General features: G+C 70.9%; 18 protein-coding genes and 1 pseudogene. 8 read left to right on the forward strand and 11 right to left on the reverse strand.

Annotation, left to right across the window (positions count from 1 at the left end; all coding sequences use genetic code 11):
- Window positions 1–49: 49 nt before the first annotated feature.
- From CRP49_RS07760 to CRP49_RS07770, 3 genes are all read right to left on the reverse strand, one after another.
- On the reverse strand, window positions 50–1,507 hold the full coding sequence (locus CRP49_RS07760) for an ABC transporter permease (RefSeq protein WP_097252743.1): 1,458 nt from the start codon (window positions 1,505–1,507) through the stop codon (window positions 50–52).
- 165 nt (window positions 1,508–1,672) lie between these two features.
- Complete coding sequence (locus CRP49_RS07765; protein WP_257033329.1) at window positions 1,673–2,920, reverse strand: Ig-like domain-containing protein; 1,248 nt, start codon at window positions 2,918–2,920, stop codon at window positions 1,673–1,675.
- A 219-nt stretch (window positions 2,921–3,139) separates the two neighbouring features.
- Entirely contained in the window at window positions 3,140–3,484 is a 345-nt protein-coding gene (locus CRP49_RS07770; RefSeq protein WP_097252744.1) for a hypothetical protein, read from the reverse strand.
- Window positions 3,485–3,595: 111 nt separating this feature from the next.
- Here CRP49_RS07770 and CRP49_RS07775 point away from each other — a divergent pair, with 111 nt between their 5' ends.
- Both CRP49_RS07775 and CRP49_RS07780 read left to right on the forward strand, forming a co-directional pair.
- Window positions 3,596–3,922 (forward strand): LAETG motif-containing sortase-dependent surface protein, encoded by a 327-nt coding sequence (locus CRP49_RS07775; RefSeq protein WP_097252745.1) that lies wholly within the window; start codon window positions 3,596–3,598, stop codon window positions 3,920–3,922.
- Between the two features lie 42 nt (window positions 3,923–3,964).
- Window positions 3,965–4,738, forward strand: a complete 774-nt coding sequence (locus CRP49_RS07780; protein ID WP_257033330.1) for a hypothetical protein — start codon at window positions 3,965–3,967, stop codon at window positions 4,736–4,738.
- Between the two features lie 57 nt (window positions 4,739–4,795).
- Here CRP49_RS07780 and hutH read toward each other — a convergent pair whose 3' ends face one another.
- The 3 genes from hutH to CRP49_RS07795 form a co-directional block, all read right to left on the reverse strand.
- Complete coding sequence (hutH, locus tag CRP49_RS07785) at window positions 4,796–6,334, reverse strand: histidine ammonia-lyase (RefSeq protein WP_094215304.1); 1,539 nt, start codon at window positions 6,332–6,334, stop codon at window positions 4,796–4,798.
- Between the two features lie 64 nt (window positions 6,335–6,398).
- Window positions 6,399–7,586, reverse strand: a complete 1,188-nt coding sequence (locus CRP49_RS07790; protein WP_097252747.1) for a GGDEF domain-containing protein — start codon at window positions 7,584–7,586, stop codon at window positions 6,399–6,401.
- A gap of 163 nt (window positions 7,587–7,749) precedes the next feature.
- Window positions 7,750–8,544 carry an enoyl-CoA hydratase/isomerase family protein gene (locus CRP49_RS07795; RefSeq protein ID WP_097252748.1) on the reverse strand — a complete coding sequence of 265 codons (795 nt, stop codon included), beginning with the start codon at window positions 8,542–8,544 and terminating at the stop codon, window positions 7,750–7,752.
- 202 nt (window positions 8,545–8,746) lie between these two features.
- Between CRP49_RS07795 and CRP49_RS07800 the strand changes: the two genes are divergently transcribed.
- Window positions 8,747–9,400, forward strand: coding sequence for a hypothetical protein (locus CRP49_RS07800; protein WP_257033331.1), 654 nt, complete (start codon window positions 8,747–8,749; stop codon window positions 9,398–9,400).
- Here the strand turns inward: CRP49_RS07800 and CRP49_RS07805 are convergent.
- Together CRP49_RS07805 and CRP49_RS07810 are read right to left on the reverse strand one after the other, a co-directional pair.
- Window positions 9,391–10,496 (reverse strand): annotated as a pseudogene (locus CRP49_RS07805) (adenylate/guanylate cyclase domain-containing protein). The gene CRP49_RS07800 and the pseudogene CRP49_RS07805 sit on opposite strands and share 10 nt — an antisense overlap.
- 541 nt (window positions 10,497–11,037) lie before the next feature.
- A complete protein-coding gene (locus CRP49_RS07810) occupies window positions 11,038–11,898 on the reverse strand; it encodes a biotin--[acetyl-CoA-carboxylase] ligase (RefSeq protein WP_097252749.1) in 861 nt (286 codons plus the stop codon).
- 111 nt (window positions 11,899–12,009) lie between these two features.
- Between CRP49_RS07810 and CRP49_RS07815 the strand changes: the two genes are divergently transcribed.
- The 4 genes from CRP49_RS07815 (at window position 12,010) to CRP49_RS07830 (ending at window position 14,723) form a co-directional block, all read left to right on the forward strand.
- Window positions 12,010–13,605: an acyl-CoA carboxylase subunit beta gene (locus CRP49_RS07815; protein WP_094215309.1), complete on the forward strand. Its 1,596-nt coding sequence runs from the start codon at window positions 12,010–12,012 to the stop codon at window positions 13,603–13,605.
- A gap of 24 nt (window positions 13,606–13,629) precedes the next feature.
- Window positions 13,630–13,839, forward strand: a complete 210-nt coding sequence (locus tag CRP49_RS07820; RefSeq protein ID WP_097252750.1) for an acyl-CoA carboxylase epsilon subunit — start codon at window positions 13,630–13,632, stop codon at window positions 13,837–13,839.
- Window positions 13,840–13,950: 111 nt separating this feature from the next.
- Complete coding sequence (mmpB, locus tag CRP49_RS47745) at window positions 13,951–14,079, forward strand: morphogenic membrane protein MmpB (protein WP_094215311.1); 129 nt, start codon at window positions 13,951–13,953, stop codon at window positions 14,077–14,079.
- Window positions 14,080–14,105: 26 nt separating this feature from the next.
- Entirely contained in the window at window positions 14,106–14,723 is a 618-nt protein-coding gene (locus tag CRP49_RS07830) for a nucleoside triphosphate pyrophosphatase (RefSeq protein WP_094215312.1), read from the forward strand.
- Here the strand turns inward: CRP49_RS07830 and CRP49_RS07835 are convergent.
- Entirely contained in the window at window positions 14,695–15,252 is a 558-nt protein-coding gene (locus CRP49_RS07835; RefSeq protein WP_097257246.1) for a hypothetical protein, read from the reverse strand. The genes CRP49_RS07830 and CRP49_RS07835 overlap by 29 nt on opposite strands.
- 402 nt (window positions 15,253–15,654) lie before the next feature.
- Between CRP49_RS07835 and CRP49_RS07840 the strand changes: the two genes are divergently transcribed.
- Entirely contained in the window at window positions 15,655–17,427 is a 1,773-nt protein-coding gene (locus tag CRP49_RS07840; protein ID WP_097252751.1) for a biotin carboxylase N-terminal domain-containing protein, read from the forward strand.
- A gap of 84 nt (window positions 17,428–17,511) precedes the next feature.
- Here CRP49_RS07840 and CRP49_RS07845 read toward each other — a convergent pair whose 3' ends face one another.
- Both CRP49_RS07845 and CRP49_RS07850 read right to left on the reverse strand, forming a co-directional pair.
- Window positions 17,512–18,450: a DeoR/GlpR family DNA-binding transcription regulator gene (locus CRP49_RS07845; RefSeq protein WP_097252752.1), complete on the reverse strand. Its 939-nt coding sequence runs from the start codon at window positions 18,448–18,450 to the stop codon at window positions 17,512–17,514.
- Between the two features lie 167 nt (window positions 18,451–18,617).
- Entirely contained in the window at window positions 18,618–20,066 is a 1,449-nt protein-coding gene (locus tag CRP49_RS07850; RefSeq protein ID WP_094215315.1) for an NAD(P)H-quinone dehydrogenase, read from the reverse strand.
- Window position 20,067: the final 1 nt, after the last annotated feature.

The raw sequence follows: 20,067 nt of genomic DNA on the forward strand, positions 1-20,067 counted from the left end.
CGGCCCCGCGCCCCTGGGTTGGACCAGCCAGCCCCGCCGAAAAGCTGAGCTACTCCACGCGTCGCAGCGCGTCCGCCGGGCGCAGCCTTGATGCCCTCCAGCCGCCGAACGCCCCCGCGATCAGGCCACCTGCCACCGCCAGGCCCACCGCGAGGAGGATCGTTGTCACGCTCACCGGGGCCGTGAGGGCCACCTCCAGGGTCTTCGCCGTGCGTCGGCCGGGGCCTCCGAAGCCGGCGCCGCCGCCGGGGCCGCCGCTGAAGCCGCCGCCCGTGCCGCCGCCGAGCTGGGCCTGCAGGCTGGGGCTGATGGCCGTGACGGCGTACGCGCCCGCCAGGCCGAGTGCGATGCCGAGGGCGCCGCCCACCAGGCCGTTGACGACGGCCTCGCCGACCACCTGCCGGGTCACCCGGCCGGACTTCCAGCCCAGGGCCTTCAGGGTGCCGAACTCGCGGACGCGCCGGGAGACGGCGGACGAGGTGAGCAGGCCCGCGACCAGGAACGCGGCCACCAGCACCGCGATGGACAGCCACTTGCCGACGTTGGTGGCGAGGGAAGAGGCCGTGGACAGGGAGCCGGAGACGGTGTCCGCGAGGTCGGCGGAGGTGGTGACCGTCGTACCCGAGACGTTCTTCTGGATCGCGGACTTGACGCTGCCGATCTTCTGCGAGTCGGTCGCCTTGACGTAGATCGTGGTGACCTTGTTCTTCGAGTCGCTGAGGGTCTGCGCCTGCTTGAGCGGGATGTACAGGTTGGCGGCCGAGTCGCCGCTGTCGGCGGTGGCGATGCCGATCACCTTGAACTTGACGCTCTTGATGGTGACGGTGGAGCCGACCTTGTACTTCTTCTCCTTGGCGTAGGCGGAGTCGGCGACGACGACCTTGGCGTTCGTCTCCGTCGTCTTGAACGTACGGCCGCTGGTGATCTTCGAGGAGGTCAGCGGGCCGAGGGCCGGCCTGGTGACGTCGGCGCCGTAGACGGAGTAGTTGTTGACGTCGAAGTTGGCGCCGCCGCCCTGGACTTCGCCCTGCGGCTGGCCGCTTCCGCCGGGGCCGCCGCGCTGGCTGGCGCTGTTGCCGTTCTGCTGGAACTGGCCCCGCGTGAACTGGCCGTTGATCTTGATGACCTGCAGGCTCAGCCCGCCGACCGCGTCCGAGACGCCGGACTGCGCGCCGACCTTGGTCACCGTCGAGGTCGACAGCGTCTGGAAACCCTGCACCATGACGCGGTCGCTGCTCTGGGTGGAGTTGTCGTCGTTGCCCCGCGCGTCGAACTGGAAGCGAGGCCGCTGGGCGTCGCCGGTGGACGCCGACGCCGCCTTGGTGACCGTCATGTCCGTGCCCAGTCCGTACAGCGACTGCAGGACCTTGTCCTGGGCCTTCCCCATGCCGCTGGACACGGAGTTGACCACGATGACCAGTGCGATGCCCAGGGCGAGGCCGGAGGCGACGACCAGGGCCGCCTTTCTGCGGCGGCGCAGTTCGCGCCTCAGGTAGGTGAAGAACATGCCCGCACGCTAGGGACAGACCGTGATGACTCGATAAGTTCGAAATAAAAGAACCATGAGAAGGCTGTGGCCGACCCCAGGAAGGCCCCAGCAAGGCCTCGGAAAAGCCCCGGAAACACCGATGCCGCCCCTGGGGGCGGCATCGGAATCGCTGTGAGCGGGCTGTCAGACGGCCGAACCGGCCTTCCACTGCGCCCAGTCCAGGTTCCAGCCGTTGAGGCCGTTGTCCGGGGCGACGGTCTTGTCACCGGTGTGCTGGATGACGACCACGTCACCGAGCAGGGAGTTCTTGAACATCCACGAGCCCGGTGTGTTCGGGTCGTTCGCGCCCTTGGTGTCGGACAGGCCCACGCAGCCGTGGCTGGTGTTCACGCTGCCGAAGATGGACTTCGCGCCCCAGTAGTTGCCGTGCAGGAAGGTGCCGGAGTTGGTGAGGCGGATGGCGTGCGGCACGTCCTTGATGTCGTACTCGCCCTTGCCGTCGTCGTCGGTGAAGCCCACGGTCGCGCCGTTCATGCGCGTCTCCTTGAACTTCTGGGACATCACCATGATGCCCTCGTACGTCTTGTTCTCCGGCGAACCGGCGGAGATCGGGATGGTCTTGACGACCTTGCCGTCCTGCGTGACCTTCATCTGCTTGGTCTGCGCGTCGACGTAGGAGATCTGGTTGCGGCCGATGTGGAAGGTGACCGTCTTCTGCTGCACGCCGTAGACGCCGCTCGCGCCCTCGACACCGTCGAGCGCCAGCTTCAGCGTGACGGTGGAGTTCTCCTTCCAGTACGTCTCCGGACGGAAGTCGATGCGGTTGGCGTTGAACCAGTGACCCACGACCTCCTGCCCGCCGCTGGAGGTGACCGTGATGCCCTTCTGGACGGCGGCCTTGTTGGTGATCGCCTTGTCGAAGTTGATCGACACGGGCATGCCGACGCCGACGGTGGAGCCGTCCTCGGGCGTGAAGTTGCCTATGAAGCTGTTGGCCGGGGAGACCGTGGTGAAGGTGGCGTTCTCGTGCGCGACGAGGCCGGCGGAGTCCTTGGCCTCCGCGGCGACCTGGTAGCTGGTGGAGCGCTCCAGCTGGGCGGTGGGCTTCCAGCTGGTCTTGTCGGCGGACAGCGCGCCCGCGACCGCCTTGCCGTCGGCGGTGGTCATGGTCACACCGGTGAGGGTGCCCTTGGCGACCGTGACGGCGGCCGAGTTGTTGATGGAGGCGTTGTTGGAGCCGTCCTTGGGCGTGATCGTGATCTGGGCCTCGGACGACTTCTTGGCCGCCGCCTCGTCGGCCTTGGCCTGGGAGGTGTCGCCGTTGTCGGCTGCCTTGCCATCGCCGCCGCCGGAACATCCGGTGAGTACCAGCACACCGCCGAGCAGTGCGGACGCGACCGTCAGGCCCTTGCGCCGCTTACTGTCCGTCATCACACGCTTCTCCATCGTTGCCGAGTCCGCGGAATCCCGAGAGTCCCCGTTGAGAACCATCAACGCTACGGGCGGTCCGTCCCGTTCCACACAGCTCGCATGTGTGGGCCACACCACGTCCGGCCAGGACAAGTGGTGCGGAAGTCGTCCGTGCGCTCCCTGGAACGACGAAACCCCGGACGGCGGTTGCCGTCCGGGGTCATGGGTTCCCCGTGACGCTCAGCCGATGCCGCCCTCTTCCTCGTCGTCGCCCCTATCATCCTCGTCCAGCTCCCAGTCCGGCGAATCCGGGTCGTACTCGATCCGCTCGCTGGACCAGGAGGCCTGCTGGAGCTCGACCCCGGGCACCTCGCTGACCAGGTCGAACGGGTCCACGAGATAGGCGAGGGCCTCCGCGGTGTCTTCCGTCACAGCGCCCTCGGCATGGGCCCGCTCCTCCGGAGGCAGCTCGGGGTCGGCGGCGAGCCGGCGCAGCGCGGCCTTGGTCACCCCGTCCTCGTCGTGCACCTCAAGAACCAGCTCCACCCGAAGCCGTACAAACCGTGATGTCTCTTCCGTGCTCATGACGGGAGCGTACGACTGAAACCTCCCGTGACTTTCCCGTGACCCGCGACTTTCACTAACATCGCCCCCACACGGCCAATTCGCCAGCGTCACAAGGGGGATCGATATTCCGTGTCATCCGCTCGCCGCCCGCTGCTGACCGCCACCGCCGCGGGAACCCTCCTGTGCGCCCTGTGGTTCGTCCCGTCCGCCAACGCGTCCCAGGACGGCCCGGCCAGAGCGACGACCGAGGTGACGGAGGTGACCGGGACGACGCAGGTCACCCAGCAGGCGAAGGCGATCTCCGAGGCCACGACCGCGGACGCCGCGGACAGCACCCAGCTCGCCGACACCGGCAGCTTCGACACCACGCCTTACGTCGTCGGCGGCAGCCTGTTCCTCGCCGTGGGCGCCGGGTTCGTGGTGTATTCGGTACGCCGGGAACGTCTCGATTTTTAATTGCGCTTGACTGTTCTTTGGCAGAGAACGCATAGTCCGCCCATGAAGAGATCATCGGGCGTGCGGCTGTGCGCCACCGCAGCCGTGAGCGTGCTGTCGCTCGCCCTCATCACCGGCTGTTCCGAGGGGGGTTCCAAGGACTCCGGGGACGGCAAGGGCGGGGAGTCCGCCGCGAAGGCGCTGAGCGCGGCGGAGCTGAAGCAGTTGATCATCGCCAAGGGCGAGGTGCCCGGCTACAAGGTGGGGCCCGTCAAGGGGGGCATCCCCAACAAGAACAAGGTCAAGTCGGACGACGCCCAGTGCAACCCGGCGCTCCGGGCCCTGATTGGCATCGCGCCCGGCGAGCCGGCGGCGAACACCAGCCGCATGGCCACCGAGGACAAGAAGGAACCCACGGACAAGGCCACGTCCCTGAACGACCTGACTAACGGCAAGTTCGAGGATGCGCTCAACGAGTCCATGGACCTGGACATCACCGTGGTCACCCTGGCCTCGTACGACGGTGACGGCGCCGAGTCGGCCCTGAAGTCGGTGTCCGACGCGGTGAAGGACTGCTCGGGCGGCTTCTCCAGCAAACAGGGCGACTTCACCAAGGTCGCCGAGGAGAAGTCCTCGGGCACGGGCGACGCGTCGGTGGCCTTCACGGCGACCAACGACGCGGGCAAGGACGGGCCCCTGGCGCTCCACGCCGAGGTCGTGCGGCACGGGAACACCCTCGCCACGTACACCACCATCAACATCGGCGCGATGATGTCCAAGAAGGCCTACACGGTGTCGGCCCCGGTCATCAAGGCCCAGGCGGCCAAGCTGAAGTGACGTAACGACACGAGGAGGGGCCCTGTCCGCAAGACGGGGCCCCTCCTTTCTCTGGTCCTACTGAAGCGGACCGGTGACCGTCTCCGCGGCGGCGACCAGGTGCCCCGCGCGCACGAAGGCGTCGGCGGCGGCCAGGTCGGGCGCCAGGAACCGGTCCGGGCCGGGACCCTGCACACCGGCCGCGCGCACGGCCTCGATCACGGCCTGCGAGGCGGGCGCCGGGGTCAGGCCCTCGCGCAGCTCGATGCCGCGGGTGGCGGCGTACAGCTCGACGGCGATGATCCGGGTGAGGTTGTCGACGGCGGTGCGCAGCTTGCGCGCGGCCGACCAGCCCATGGACACGTGGTCCTCCTGCATCGCGGAGGACGGGATGGAGTCCGCGGAGGCCGGTACGGCCAGCCGCTTCATCTCGCTGACCAGGGCGGCCTGCGTGTACTGGGCGATCATCAGCCCGGAGTCGACACCCGCGTCGTCGGCGAGGAACGGCGGCAGCCCGTGGCTGCGGTTCTTGTCCAGCAGCCGGTCGGTGCGGCGCTCGGCGATGGAGCCGAGGTCGGCGGCGGCGATGGCGAGGAAGTCCAGGACGTAGGCCACGGGGGCGCCGTGGAAGTTGCCGTTGGACTCGACGCGGCCGTCGGGCAGCACGACGGGGTTGTCGACGGCGGAGGCGAGTTCCCGCTCGGCGACCAGACGGGCGTACGCGAGGGTGTCCCGGCCGGCGCCCGCGACCTGCGGGGCGCAGCGCACCGAGTAGGCGTCCTGGACGCGGGGCGCGTCGTCCTGGTGGTGCCCGGTGAGCCCGGAGCCCTTGAGGACGGCGAGCATGTTGGCGGCGGACGCGCCCTGCCCCGGGTGCGGCCGGATGGCGTGCAGCTCGGGCGCGAGGACCTTGTCCGTGCCGAGCAGCGCCTCCATGCTGAGGGCGGCGGTGATGTCGGCGGACTTGTACAGGGCGTCCAGGTCGGCGAGGGCCATGACCAGCATGCCGAGCATGCCGTCGGTGCCGTTGAGGAGGGCGAGGCCCTCCTTCTCGCGCAGCTCGACGGGCTGGATCCCGTGCTCGGCGAGCAGCTCGCCGGCGGGCCGGACGCTGCCGTCGGGACCCTCGGCCTCCCCTTCGCCCATCAGGGTGAGGGCGCAGTGGGAGAGCGGGGCCAGGTCGCCGGAGCAGCCGAGGGAGCCGTACTCGTGCACGACCGGGGTGATCCCGGCGTTCAGCACGTCGGCCATGGTCTGCGCGACCTCGGGCCGCACACCCGTGTGTCCCGAGCAGACGGTCTTGAGCCGCAGGAACATCAGGGCCCGTACGACCTCACGCTCGACCCGCGGGCCCATGCCGGCGGCGTGCGAGCGGACGATGTTGCGCTGCAGCTGGGCGCGCAGTTCCTGGCTGATGTGCCGGGTCGCCAGGGCTCCGAAACCGGTGGAGACGCCGTAGACCGGGTCCGGCTTGGCCGCCAGGGCGTCCACGATCTCCCGGGCCGCCGCGAGGGCCGCCACCGCCTCCGCCGACAGCTCGATCCGGGCGCCGCCGCGCGCCACGGCGAGAACGTCGGACGCGGTGACACCGGACGTCCCCACCACCACAGTGTGCATATCCATATTCAGGAGCGTACGCATTGAATGCGTTGATGTCACTAGTGGGGAACAGGAGTGACCCTTACCGATCCGTGTGCTTCGCCTCACGGTCGGCCCCGGGCGGGCGGCGCCCGCGGAAGCGCCGCCGCTCGCCGCGCTCGGCCCGCTCGGGAGTCGGCTCGTCGGCGAGGCGTACGACGGGGTCGTCCGGCCCCTCCCGGCCCGCGACCACCGGCCGGTCCGCGCGCATGGCCTTGGCCCGGTACTGGGCGGCGTCGGCCAGCCGGAACAGCCGCCGGGCCGAGGGCACCGGCCCGATGGCGTCCTCGGTCGAGGCAACCCCGCACGCCACCCCCTCCCCCAGTTCCAACTCAGCGGCCCTGCGGCACAGTTCGTCCGCTGCCTTGACCACCTCGTCGGCGGGCGGGCCCACCGCCAGCAGACAGAACTCGTCTCCGCCGAGCCGCGCCGCGAGCGCGTCCGGCACCATCGCCCCGCACAGCGACAGCACCGAGCCGAACCGCTCCAGCAGCCGGTCCCCGACCGCGTGCCCGAGGGTGTCGTTGACCCGCTTGAGCCCGTTGAGATCGCAGACGACGAGGCTGACGACCGCGCCGTCGGTGCGATGCCGCTCTACGGCCTCCTCCAGGCGTACGTCCACGGCACGGCGGTTGGCGAGGCCGGTGAGGGCGTCGGTGAACGCGAGCCGGCGGGCCTCCTCCAGCCGCTCGGTCTGCGCGATGCCCGCGGCGACGACGGCGGCCAGGACCGTGGCGAAGTCGGCGTCCGCCCGCCCGAACACGGGCGCGCCGGCCGCGCGGGCGACATACAGCTCGCCCCAGGCCCTGCCGTGCAGCACGACGGGCGCGACCAGGCAGCAGCCGCGGCCCCTGCGACGCAGGGCGGCGACACGGTGGTGGTGGTAGCCGGGGGTGCCGGCCGCCGTGCCTTCGGCGGTCTCCACCCAGGCGTTCGGCTCACCCCCGCCCGCCCAGCGCTCGTGCAGGAACTCGGTGATCTCCGGGAACTGGTGCACCGGATAGGACTCGGCCTCCGGGAACTCCTCCTCGTCCGGGCGGCGCTCCCCCACGTTCACGAGCACCCGCAGCCGCCCCAGCTCCCGCTCCCACACCGACAGCGCGCCGAAGCTCCCGTCCAGCGCCCGGCACGCACCGAGCGCGGCGGCCCGCCACGACTCCCGCGGGGTGTGCGCCGCCGCCATCCCCTGAGCCAGCGCCACCACAGCGGCGAACCGCTTGTCGTCACCCATTACCCCAGGTTAGGGATGAAATCCGGCAAACGGGGAAATTGGTGCGGCGATCAGGTGGCCGCTGAACGCCGCAGCTGCGGGCAGTCGTGCCGCTGGGGCGGCACGGGTGGGCGCAGCGGAACCCCGCAAGCGCGGGTAAGCGAAACTCACCACGACTCCCCGCTCACTCCCCCGGCCACTCCGGCTTCCGCTTCTCGTTGAACGCGGCCACCCCCTCCGCCCGGTCCCCCGAGAACGCCACCGACCGCCACGCCGCGTCCTCGACCTCCAGACCGGCCCGCAGATCCAGCCCGTGCCCCAGCCGCAGCGCCCGCTTCGCCGCCCGCAGCCCCACCGGCGAGTTCCCGGCGATCCGCGCCCCCAGCGCCAGCGCCTCCTCGCGATCCCGCCCCTCCTCGACCAACTGGTCCACCAGCCCCAGCTCGGCGGCCTCCGCCGCCTCCAGCCGCCGCGCCGAGAAGATCAGCTCGGCCGCCCGGGCCGCCCCGACCCGCCGCGGCAGCAGCTGCGTACCGCCACCCCCCGGAATCACCCCCACGGACACCTCCGGCAGCCCCACCACCGCCGTACGGTCCGCCACGATCAGGTCGCAGGACAGGGCCAGCTCGAAACCGCCGCCCAGGGCGAAGCCGTGCACGGCCGCGATCGTCGGCATGGGCAGCTCCAGCACCCCGGTGTACGCCCCGCGCGCCACCGGCCGCTGCCGCACCAGGTCCGCGTCACTGAACGAGTTCCGCTCCTTCAGATCGGCCCCCACACAGAACGCCCGCTCATGGGACGAGGTCAGGACGACCACCCGCGCATCCCGGTCGGCACCCAGCGCCGTACACGCGGCCGCGATGGAACGGGCCATCTCCGTCGAGACGGCGTTCATGGCCTTGGGCCGGTCCAACACCAGCTCCGCCACATGCCCGTGCCGCCGCACCAGCACGAACTCCCCGAACCGCTCCTCGCTCATGACACCCTCCGGTTAACGCGGGTTAACTCACTGTCGGCCCGATCATCGCAGCCGTACCCCGCCCCGGGAAAGAGCCGCCCCCGCCGCTGTTCTACGCCCGTTCGAGTGACATCCCACCCGTCTCACCCCACACCGCCCACAGGAGCGCATAGCGTGCGCTCCGCCACGGCGCGCCCGGGGCGCGCGGCGGGGAGGAAACCTCATGACACCGATATCCGCACAGCCCGGCACGGCCGAAACAGACCAGCAGGCCGAGCCGGCCGAGACGGCGCACCCGGTCCTGACCGGCATCCGGCGCGGCCGGCACCGCAAGCCCCGCCCCCGCAAGGTGCTGATGGCCGCGGGCGGCCTGGCCCTGGCCGCCGGAGTCCTGAGCCTTGTCCGCGTGGCCCCGGAGTCCGGGGTGGGCGCCCCGGGCACGGCGGAGGCCGAGCCGCGCCTGGACCCGGGCGGCACCACCGAGCACGCGCCCGAAACGGCGGCCACCGACGACACCGCCCCCACGGCCCTGCCCTCGGCCACCTCGGTCATGGGCGGAGTGAGCGCGGTCCCCACGACCACAGCCACGACCTCGCCCACCCCGTCGGCCACGCCCACGACGCTCCCCGGCGGCACGGACATCCCGACCACGATCCCGACCGGCGCCCCGCAGCCGACGAGCACCCCGTCCACGACGGCCCCCCGCCCGTCGCCCACGACACCCACGCCCACCCGGACCCCCACGCCGACGCCCAGCCACAGCACACCCGCACCCGAGCCGGGCGGGGTGTGCGTACCGGTGATCAGCCTGTGCGTGGACCTACCGGGCGCCCGGCAGGACAAAGGACCTCAAGGACCTGAAGGACGTCAGGACTGACCGTCGCGGCGGTTGAGCAGCCACGGCTCGACCACGCCGAGCCCGCGCACCGGCCGCTGCCACATCGGCTGGAGCCCGAAGCGGTACCGGGGCGGCTCCTCACCCTCCTTCTCGGCGGCGGCAGCGGCCTCGGCCGCCTCTGCCTCCGAGGCGGGCGCCTCGGCGGTGCGGATCAGCTCCTCGGCGAAGGCGCTGTCGACGAGCACGGCATCGCGCGGGGCTATCGAGGTCAGCCGGGAGGCCAGGTTGACGGTCGTACCGAAGACATCACCCATCCGGGTGGTCACCGTGCCGAACGCCATGCCCACCCGCAGCTCGGGCATCGTCTCGTCGTTGGCCATCGTCTCGACCAGCCGCAGGGCGATGTCCGCGGCCGTACCCGCGTCGTCGGCGGCGTACAGCACCTCGTCACCGAGGGTCTTGATGAGCCGCCCGCCACGAGCTGCCACGAGGTCCGCGGCGGTGGTCTCGAAGGCCTCGACCAGCTCGCCCAGCTCCTCCTCCTCCATCCGCCGGGTCAGCCGCGTGAACCCGACGAGGTCGGCGAAGCCGACGGCCAGCCGCCGGTCGACCATCTCCTCGTCGTCGCCGGTCTGCACGACCCGGCCGGCCGAGGCGGCGAGCTGGCGGCGCCACACATAGACCAGGAACTCCTCCAGCTCGGGCAGGAGCAGCTCGACGATCGGGTACGTCACCTCGGTGCGGGTCATGCCCGGCTCGGGGGCTCGGTCAGGCCCTCCAGGAAGGAGTCCATCTGCCATTCGGCCAGTCGGGCGGTGGTCTGCCCGGTGGACCGGGCCACCTGGACGGCCATGGCCTCGCTGAGCAGCCCCGCCTCCACGAGACCGGCGAGGCGGCGCAGGGCCAGCACGTCGGCCTCGGTCAGCGCCTTCGCCTGGCCGATGTCGGCGAAGCCCATGGCCCGCCAGAAGCGGGAGGCCAACTCCATGGAGACACCGGCGCTGCGGGCCGCCTGGAAGGGGGTGTAACGGCGCTCCGCACCCAGGATGAGGTGTTCGAGACGCAGCGCGAGCGGGTCCTCGCCGGAGTCGGCGGCCTGCGGGTCCGCTCCGGAGCCCGTGTCGTCGACGGTCACGCCAGCTGCCCTTCCGATCTGTCACGGTCAGATATCGACCGGCCTCAACTCTACGGCAGGTGTGCGCCAGCTCACTCCGTTGGGTTCGGCCGACAGTGCCTTGGCGCTCCGCTGGTTGGGCGGGCGGTGCCGCGGCGCTTCGCTGGTTGGGCGCCCGGTGCCGCGGTGGCCGCCTCGGGGGCTCCGCCCCCGGCCCCCCGTCCTCGCCCACCCCCCACACGACTCGGTGGGCTCAGAAGTCACCCGCCCGACTCGGTCCGCCCGGAAGCCACCCGCCCGACTCGGCCGGCGCGAAGACCACCCACCGGACCCGGTCCGCCCGGAAGGCACCCGCCCGACCCGGCCGGCGCCTGGAGCCACCCGCCCGACCCGGCCGGGGCGAAAACCACCCACCGGACCCGGCCCGCCCGGAAGCCACCCGCCCGACCCGGCCGGGGCGAAAACCACCCACCGGACCCGGTCCGCCCGGAGCCACCCGTCCGACTCGGCCGGCGCGAAGACCACCCGCCCGACCCGGTCCGCTCGACTCCCACGTCGGACCTCACGCCGGTCGCAAGTGCACGACATCTCCCGCCCCGACCGGCTCCTGTACCCCGGCCTCCGTGGCGATGACCAGGCGGCCGTCGCCGTCGATCGCCACGGCCTCTCCCACGACCGTGCGGTCGCCGGGCAGCTCGGCTCGTACCTTGCGGCCCAGCGTGGCGCAGCCCGCCGCGTACGTCTCCTGCAGGCCGCTCGCGACCGGATCGCCGCCCGCCGCCCGCCAGCGCCCGTACCAGTCCTCCAGGGCGCGCAGGACCCCACGGAGCAAGGGGTCGCGGTCCGTGCTCACCGCGTTGGCCAGCGCGAGCGATCCCGCCTGCGGTACGGGCAGTTCCGCCTCGCGCAGGGTGACGTTGATGCCGACGCCGATGACCACGCCGTCGGTCCCGGCCCGTTCCGCGAGGATGCCGCCGGCCTTGCGCTCCTCGCCGCCGACGGTCACCAGCAGATCGTTGGGCCACTTGAGTGCCGTGTCCACCCCGGCCGCCTTGGACAGGCCGGTCGCCACGGCCACACCGGTGAGCAGCGGCAGCCAGCCCCAGCGGTCCACCGGGACCTCCGCGGGCCGCAGGAGGACCGAGAAGAACAGGCCCGAGCGGGCCGGCGCGGTCCACTGCCGCTCCAGCCGCCCCCGCCCCGCGGTCTGCTCCTCGGCGACCAGGACCGCGCCCTCCCCCGCTTTGCCCGCCACGGCCCGGGCCACGAGGTCGGAGTTGGTGGAGCCGGTGCGCTGGACCACGTCCAGTTCCGACCACAGACCCCCCTCCCGCACCAGGGCCCGCCGCAGCGCTGCGGCGTTCAGGGGCGGACGGTCCAGGTCGGACCAACGGCTGTCGTCTGATGCATTGTGCGGCGTCATGCAAGTCACCCTAGGTGTGGGAAACGCCGCACTGCCGACACGAAGGCGCGCCACTACGCTACGGATGAGTAACCGTCCCCCCTTTTGAGCAGGCAGGGAGCCGCGATCCCGATGTCCGAGCCGGAAGAGATCGACATTCACACGACCGCGGGCAAGCTCGCGGATCTGCAGCGCCGTGTCCATGAGGCGACGCACGCCGGCTCGGAGCGCGCCGTCGAAAAGCAGCACAGCAAGGGCAAGCTGACGGCTCGTGAGCGCATCGAGCTGCTCCTCGACGAGGGTTCCTTCGTCGAGCTGGACGAGTTCGCCCGCCACCGCTCCACCAACTTCGGCCTGGAGAAGAACCGCCCGTACGGCGACGGCGTCGTCACGGGCTACGGCACGGTAGACGGCCGCCCCGTCGCCGTGTTCTCCCAGGACTTCACCGTCTTCGGCGGCGCCCTGGGCGAGGTCTACGGCCAGAAGATCGTCAAGGTGATGGACTTCGCACTGAAGACCGGCTGCCCGGTCATCGGCATCAACGACTCCGGCGGCGCCCGCATCCAGGAAGGTGTCGCCTCCCTCGGCGCGTACGGCGAGATCTTCCGGCGCAACACCCACGCCTCCGGTGTGATCCCGCAGATCAGCCTGGTCGTCGGCCCCTGTGCGGGCGGCGCGGTCTACTCCCCCGCGATCACCGACTTCACGGTCATGGTCGACCAGACCTCGCACATGTTCATCACCGGCCCGGACGTCATCAAGACCGTCACCGGCGAGGACGTCGGCTTCGAGGAGCTGGGCGGCGCCCGCACCCACAACGCCGTCTCCGGCGTGGCGCACCACATGGCCGGCGACGAGAAGGACGCCATCGAGTACGTCAAGCAGCTGCTGTCGTACCTGCCGTCCAACAACCTCAGCGAGGCCCCGGTCTTCCCGGAGGAGGCGGACCTCGCCGTCACCGCCGAGGACCTGGAGCTGGACACCCTGGTCCCGGACAGCGCGAACCAGCCGTACGACATCCGCACGGTGGTCGAACACGTCCTGGACGACGCCGAGTTCTTCGAGACGCAGGCGCTGTTCGCACCGAACATGGTCACCGGCTTCGGCCGGGTCGAGGGCCACCCGGTGGGCATCGTCGCCAACCAGCCCATGCAGTTCGCGGGCTGCCTCGACATCGACGCGTCCGAGAAGGCGGCGCGCTTCGTGCGCACCTGCGACGCCTTCAACCTCCCGGTGCTCACCTTCGTGGACGTGCCGGGCTTCCTCCCGGGCGTCGACCAGGAGCACACCGGCATCATCCGCCGCGGCGCCAAGCTGATCTACGCCTACGCCGAGGCCACCGTCCCCCTCATCACGGTCATCACCCGCAAGGCCTTCGGCGGCGCCTACGACGTCATGGGCTCCAAGCACCTGGGCGCCGACCTCAACCTCGCCTGGCCGACCGCCCAGATCGCCGTCATGGGCGCCCAGGGCGCCGTCAACATCCTGCACCGCCGCACCATCGCCGAGGCGGAGGCGAGCGGCGAGGACCTCGAGGCGGTCCGCGCCCGGCTCATCCAGGAGTACGAGGACACCCTCCTCAACCCCTACATCGCGGCCGAGCGCGGCTACGTCGACGCGGTGATCATGCCGTCGGACACCCGCGGCCACATCGTCCGCGGCCTGCGTCAGCTGCGCACGAAGCGGGAATCCCTGCCTCCGAAGAAGCACGGCAACATCCCCCTCTAGGCCCCGCTGACCTTTGGAGCGGTCATGAACATCAAGGTCGTACGAGGCAACCCCACCCCCGAGGAGCTGGCCGCCGCACTGGCGGTGGTCCGCGCCCGCGCCGCGGCGGCAGCAGCAACGCCGCCCGGCGCACCGGGCCCCCGTGACGCGTGGTCCGACCCGTCCCGCATCGCAGCACAACGAGTCCCGCAGCCGGGCCAGGCATCGTGGAGCCGCACCTACTGGCCAAGCTGAGGCCGATTCCCTCAGGGGCGCGGGGAACCGCGCAGCTCAGAGCAGTACCGGGTGCCAACTTGAGTACTTGTACTCAGGCACCCGGCACAAAAAAACCACACGCTGGACACCATGCTGTGGTCAGACCCCGAAGACGAGCCGCCGAAGGAACTCCGCGACACGCAGGAGATGCTCCGCCGGCTCGGCCTCGTCCTGGCCCTGGCCATGCTGCTGGGCATGATCGTGCTCGGCCTGAGGTAGCACGGCGCCCCCGCTAACCTGACCGCATGACCGCAAAGCCGCGCAGACGCCTCGTGCTCGCCTCCCAGTCCCCCGCCCGCCTGGGCCTGCTGCGCCAGGCAGGCCTCGCCCCCGAGGTGATCGTGAGCGGGGTCGACGAGGACGCCGTCACCGCACCCACCCCGGCCGAGCTGGCGCTCGCTCTCGCCGAGGCCAAGGCCTCCGTCGTGGCGGCGAAGCCGGAGGTGCAGGGCGCCCTGGTGATCGGCTGCGACTCGGTGCTGGAGCTGGACGGGCAGGCGCTCGGCAAGCCCGCAGACGCCGAGGAGGCCACCGCGCGCTGGAAGGCGATGCGCGGGCGGGCCGGGACTCTCCAGACGGGGCACTGCATCTGGGACACGACGGCCAAGCGGTACGTCGCCGGGGTCGCCTCCACCATCGTCCACTTCGGCGAGCCCTCGGACGAGGAGATCGCCGCGTACGTCGCCTCGGGCGAACCCCTCTACGTCGCCGGAGCGTTCACCCTGGACGGCCTCTCGGCGCCGTTCATCGAGGGCATCGACGGCGACCACGGCAACGTGATCGGCATCAGCCTGCCCCTCGTACGGCGACTGCTGGCCGAACTGGGCATCAGCATCACAGAGTTGTGGGCACCGGCAGAGTGACCTGGGCGGGGACGGAGTCCTGCGGCTCGTCGTCCCCGTCCTGGGGCTCGCCCGTCCGGCTGTGCGGCTCGCCCGCGAAGCCCGGGTTTCCGGCCGGCTCGCCCTCGGCCTTCGGGTCGCCGCCCGCCTCCGGGGCGCCACCGGAGGCGCTCTGCTCCGGGCCGTCCTCACGGTCGTAGGACACCAGGAGCAGCACCAGGAGGCCGAGCATCACGACCATGAACACGAACGCCGGCCAGCCCACCAGGCTCAGGGTGAACGCGCCCAGCAGGCCGTGCACCACCGCCACGCTGATCAGCACGACACGCCCGAAGCCGGCGGGCGCGCGGTTGCGTATCGCCACGAGCAGGGCCACCAGGGCGCACAGGACGAAGTAGAGGCCGAACGCCACGCCGCCGATCTTCGAGGACTTCGACATGACGTCGGGGTCGAGGCCGGCCAGCGACATCCGCTGCCGGTCCACGACCACTCCGAGGAACCAGTTCAGTGCCCCGATGAAGAACGCCTCGGCCAAGAGGACGACTGCCACGACCCATGCCACCGGTCTGCGCACCACCGGTCCCCACCCACCTTCGACCTCAGCCCGAGCAGAGCTGCTGTTACCTGAAGTACGTTCGAGTCATCGTGAACGCTACTAACGGGTAAACCCGGGGACAAGGGTTCGGGCACCGGCAAAGAATCATTGGGCCATTCGTAGGGACTCGACAAAGAAACCGAGTGGGCCGCAGCACGCTCTCACAGAGACCTTGACCACATGACGGGGCTAGGGTTTTCCGGAGGAGTCCTGCCTACCGAGGTGCGACAAGGGATTTCGCGGGTCGAGCGAGCCTCGTATCACGCTCCGTGTGGGCAAGCTCACCATTGGGGACGGGTCGAAGTGCCGTGTCGGCAGTCCCTAAACTCGGCTTGTTTCAAGGAGGGAGCCTCAATCGTGCGCAAGGTGCTCATCGCCAACCGTGGCGAAATCGCTGTCCGCGTTGCCCGGGCCTGCCGGGACGCCGGGATCGCGAGCGTGGCCGTGTACGCCGACCCGGACCGGGACGCTCTGCATGTCCGCGCCGCGGATGAGGCGTTCGCCCTGGGTGGTGACACCCCCGCCACCAGCTATCTGGACATCGAGAAGGTCCTGAACGCCGCGCGCGAGTCCGGCGCGGACGCCGTCCACCCGGGCTACGGCTTCCTCTCGGAGAACGCCGAGTTCGCGCAGGCGGTCCTGGACGCCGGTCTGGTCTGGATCGGGCCGCCCCCGCAGGCCATCCGGGACCTGGGTGACAAGGTCGCCGCCCGCCACATCGCCCAGCGTGCCGGCGCGCCTCTGGTGGCCGGTACCCCGGACCCGGTGAGCGGTGCGGAGGAGGTCGTGGCGTTCGCCGAGCAGCACGGTCTGCCCATCGCCATCAAGGCCGCCTTCGGCGGTGGCGGCCGCGGCCTGAAGGTCGCCCGCACCCTCGAGGAGGTCCCGGAGCTGTACGAGTCGGCGGTCCGTGAGGCGGTCGCCGCCTTCGGCCGCGGTGAGTGCTTCGTCGAGCGCTATCTGGACCGTCCGCGCCATGTGGAGACCCAGTGCCTGGCCGACAAGCACGGCAACGTGGTCGTGGTCTCCACCCGTGACTGCTCGCTGCAGCGCCGCCATCAGAAGCTGGTCGAGGAGGCCCCGGCGCCGTTCCTCTCCGACGAGCAGGTCGCCGAGCTGTACCGCGCCTCGAAGGCCATCTTGAAGGAGGCCTCCTACGAGGGCGCCGGCACCTGTGAGTTCCTGGTCGGCCAGGACGGCACCATCTCCTTCCTGGAGGTGAACACGCGTCTTCAGGTGGAGCACCCGGTCACCGAGGAGGTCGCCGGCATCGACCTGGTCCGCGAGATGTTCCGGATCGCCGACGGCGAGGAGCTGGGCTATGACGACCCGGCGCTGCGCGGGCACTCGTTCGAGTTCCGGATCAACGGCGAGGACCCGGGCCGCAACTTCCTGCCGGCCCCCGGCACGGTCACCAGGTTCGCCCCGCCGTCCGGCCCCGGCGTCCGTCTGGACGCGGGCGTGGAGTCCGGCTCGGTCATCGGCCCGGCCTGGGACTCGCTGCTCGCCAAGCTGATCGTCACCGGCCGCACCCGCGAGGAGGCCCTGGAGCGGGCCGCCCGCGCCCTGGAGGAGTTCCAGGTCGAGGGCATGGCGACGGCAATCCCGTTCCACCGCGCGGTGGTCAGGGACCCGGCGTTCGCCCCGGAGCTGACCGGCTCCGCCGAGCCCTTCACGGTCCACACCCGCTGGATCGAGACCGAGTTCGTCAACGAGATCAAGCCGTTCGCCACCCCGGCTGAGGCCGAGGCGGAGGAGGAGACGGGCCGCGAGACGGTCGTCGTCGAGGTCGGCGGCAAGCGCCTGGAGGTCTCCCTCCCGGCCTCTCTGGGCATGTCCCTGGCCCGCACCGGCCTCGCGGCGGGCGCCAAGCCGAAGCGCCGCGCGGCCAAGAAGTCCGGCCCGGTGGCCTCCGGCGACACCCTCGCCTCCCCGATGCAGGGCACGATCGTGAAGGTCGCGGTCGAGGAGGGCCAGGAGGTCCAGGAAGGCGACCTGGTCGTCGTCCTGGAAGCCATGAAGATGGAACAGCCCCTCAACGCCCACAAGGCGGGCACCATCAAGGGCCTGAACTTCGAGGTCGGCGCGTCGGTCACGTCCGGCGCGGCGATCTGCGAGATCAAGGACTGACAGCAGGGATCCAAGTGACGCCCGGTGGACAGCACGTCTGCCGGGCGTTCCCTTTTGAGGAGCAGGGCAACTGACCAGGCACCCTCAACGCCTACGAAGGTCAGCCACCCGACCTCGTTCAGTCCCTCCCGACTGCTCCCCGAGCATCCCCCGCAACCCACCCCCGGGCACCTGCCCCCGCCGAGGCCCAGGCAGACCCCGCTGACGCGCCGCGGGCAACTGCTCACCCCCCGGAGGGCTACTCGCCCCCGCGACAGCGATCTGCACCCCCTGATCGGCGAGAGCCTGCAGCTCCGTGGCAGCGCGATCGTCGTGCGGGGGCGGTTCGTCGGTGACCAGGCGGGTGATGACATCGGTCGGCACCGTCTGGAACATCGTGTCCGTGCCCAGCTTGGTGTGGTCGGCGAGGACCACGACCTCCGCCGCGGCCTGCACCAGCGCACGGTCGACGGACGCCGAGAGCATGTTGGACGTGGACAGCCCGCGCTCGGCGGTGAGCCCACTCCCGGACAGGAAGGCCTTGGACACCCGAAGCCCCTGCAGGGACTGCTCCGCTCCGGAGCCGACGAGGGCGTAGTTGGAGCCGCGCAGGGTGCCGCCGGTCATCACGACCTCCACCCGGTTGGCGTGGGCCAACGCCTGTGCCACCAGAAGGGAGTTGGTGACGACGGTCAGCCCGGGCACCCGCGCGAGCCGGCGGGCCAGCTCCTGCGTGGTCGTACCCGCGCCGACCACGATGGCCTCGCCCTCTTCGACGAGTCCCGCGGCGAGATCGGCGATGGCCGTCTTCTCGGCGGTCGCGAGATGGGACTTCTGCGGAAAGCCGGACTCTCGCGTGAACCCGCCCGGCAGTACCGCACCGCCGTGCCGGCGGTCGAGGAGTCCTTCTGCCTCCAGTGCGCGCACGTCCCGCCGTACGGTCACTTCGGAGGTCTGGACGACGCGGGCGAGTTCACGGAGCGACACGGCCCCGTTCGCTCGCACCATTTCGAGGATCAATTGGCGACGTTCTGCAGCGAACACGAAACTGACAGTAACCCCAACGACCGTCTGCTTTCAGCAGTTTGCGCCGAATAACAGAAGTTGTTCGCACGGCAGGACGGGAAGTGGTATAGGGCCTAATCTTCCCGCCTATGCCGTACGCATGCTCGACAACTCCCCGTGACCAGCGGGAAGTCGGGCGCCCTCGGTCAGGCTTCGCCGCCCGCCTTGCGCGTGTGCAGCTGCCGTGCCACCTCCGCGATCGACCCCGAAAGGGAGGGGTACACCGTGAATGCGTTCGCGATCTGTTCGACCGTCAGATTGTTGTCGACGGCGATCGAGATGGGGTGGATGAGTTCCGAGGCGCGCGGCGCCACGACGACACCGCCGACGACGATTCCGGTGCCCGGCCGGCAGAAGATCTTGACGAAGCCGTCCCGGATGCCCTGCATCTTGGCGCGCGGGTTGCGCAGCAGCGGCAGCTTCACGACCCGGGCGTCGATCTTGCCCGCGTCCACGTCCGCCTGGCTGTAGCCGACGGTGGCGATCTCGGGGTCGGTGAAGACGTTCGAGGAGACCGTCTTGAGGTTCAGCGGGGCCACCGCGTCGCCGAGGAAGTGGTACATGGCGATACGGCCCTGCATGGCGGCGACGGACGCGAGCGCGAAGACGCCGGTCACGTCACCGGCCGCGTAGACGCCTGGAGCGGTCGTACGCGAGACCTTGTCGGTCCAGATGTGACCGGAGTCGCGCAGCTTCACGCCCGCCTCCTCCAGCCCGAGACCCGCGCTGTTCGGGATGGCGCCGACGGCCATGAGGCAGTGCGAGCCGGTGATGACGCGCCCGTCGGCCAGCGTCACCTCGACCCGGTCGCCGACGCGCTTGGCGGACTGCGCGCGGGAGCGGGCCATGACGTTCATGCCGCGGCGCCGGAAGACGTCCTCCAGGACGGCGGCGGCGTCCGGGTCCTCACCGGGAAGCACCCGGTCCCGGGACGAGACGAGCGTGACCTTCGACCCCAGCGCCTGATAGGCACCCGCGAACTCGGCACCGGTGACACCCGACCCGACCACGATCAGCTCTTCCGGCAGCTCGGTGAGGTCGTAGACCTGGGTCCAGTTGAGGATGCGCTCGCCGTCGGGCTGGGCGTCGGGCAGTTCGCGCGGGTGACCGCCGGTGGCGATGAGGACGGCGTCGGCGGTGAGGGTCTCCTCGGAGCCGTCGGCGGCGGTGACGACGACCTTGCGGGAACCGTCGAGGCCCTGCATGCCGTCCAGCCGGCCGCGGCCGCGCATGACCCGGGCGCCGGCGCGCGTGACGGACGCGGTGATGTCGTGCGACTGGGCGAGCGCGAGCCGCTTCACACGGCGGTTCACCTTCCCCAGGTCCACGCCCACCACCCGGGCCGCCTGTTCCAGCGGCGGGGTGTCGTCGGCGACGATGATCCCCAGCTCCTCGTAGGAGGAGTCGAAGGTGGTCATCACCTCGGCCGTAGCGATAAGGGTCTTCGACGGCACGCAGTCGGTCAGCACCGACGCCCCGCCCAGACCGTCGCAGTCGACGACGGTCACCTCCGCACCGAGCTGAGCGGCGACCAGCGCCGCTTCGTATCCGCCGGGTCCGCCACCGATGATCACGATCCGAGTCACGTACCCCATT

The sequence above is a fragment of the Streptomyces sp. Ag109_G2-15 genome (genome assembly GCF_900215565.1).
Lineage (GTDB): Bacteria > Actinomycetota > Actinomycetes > Streptomycetales > Streptomycetaceae > Streptomyces > Streptomyces diastatochromogenes.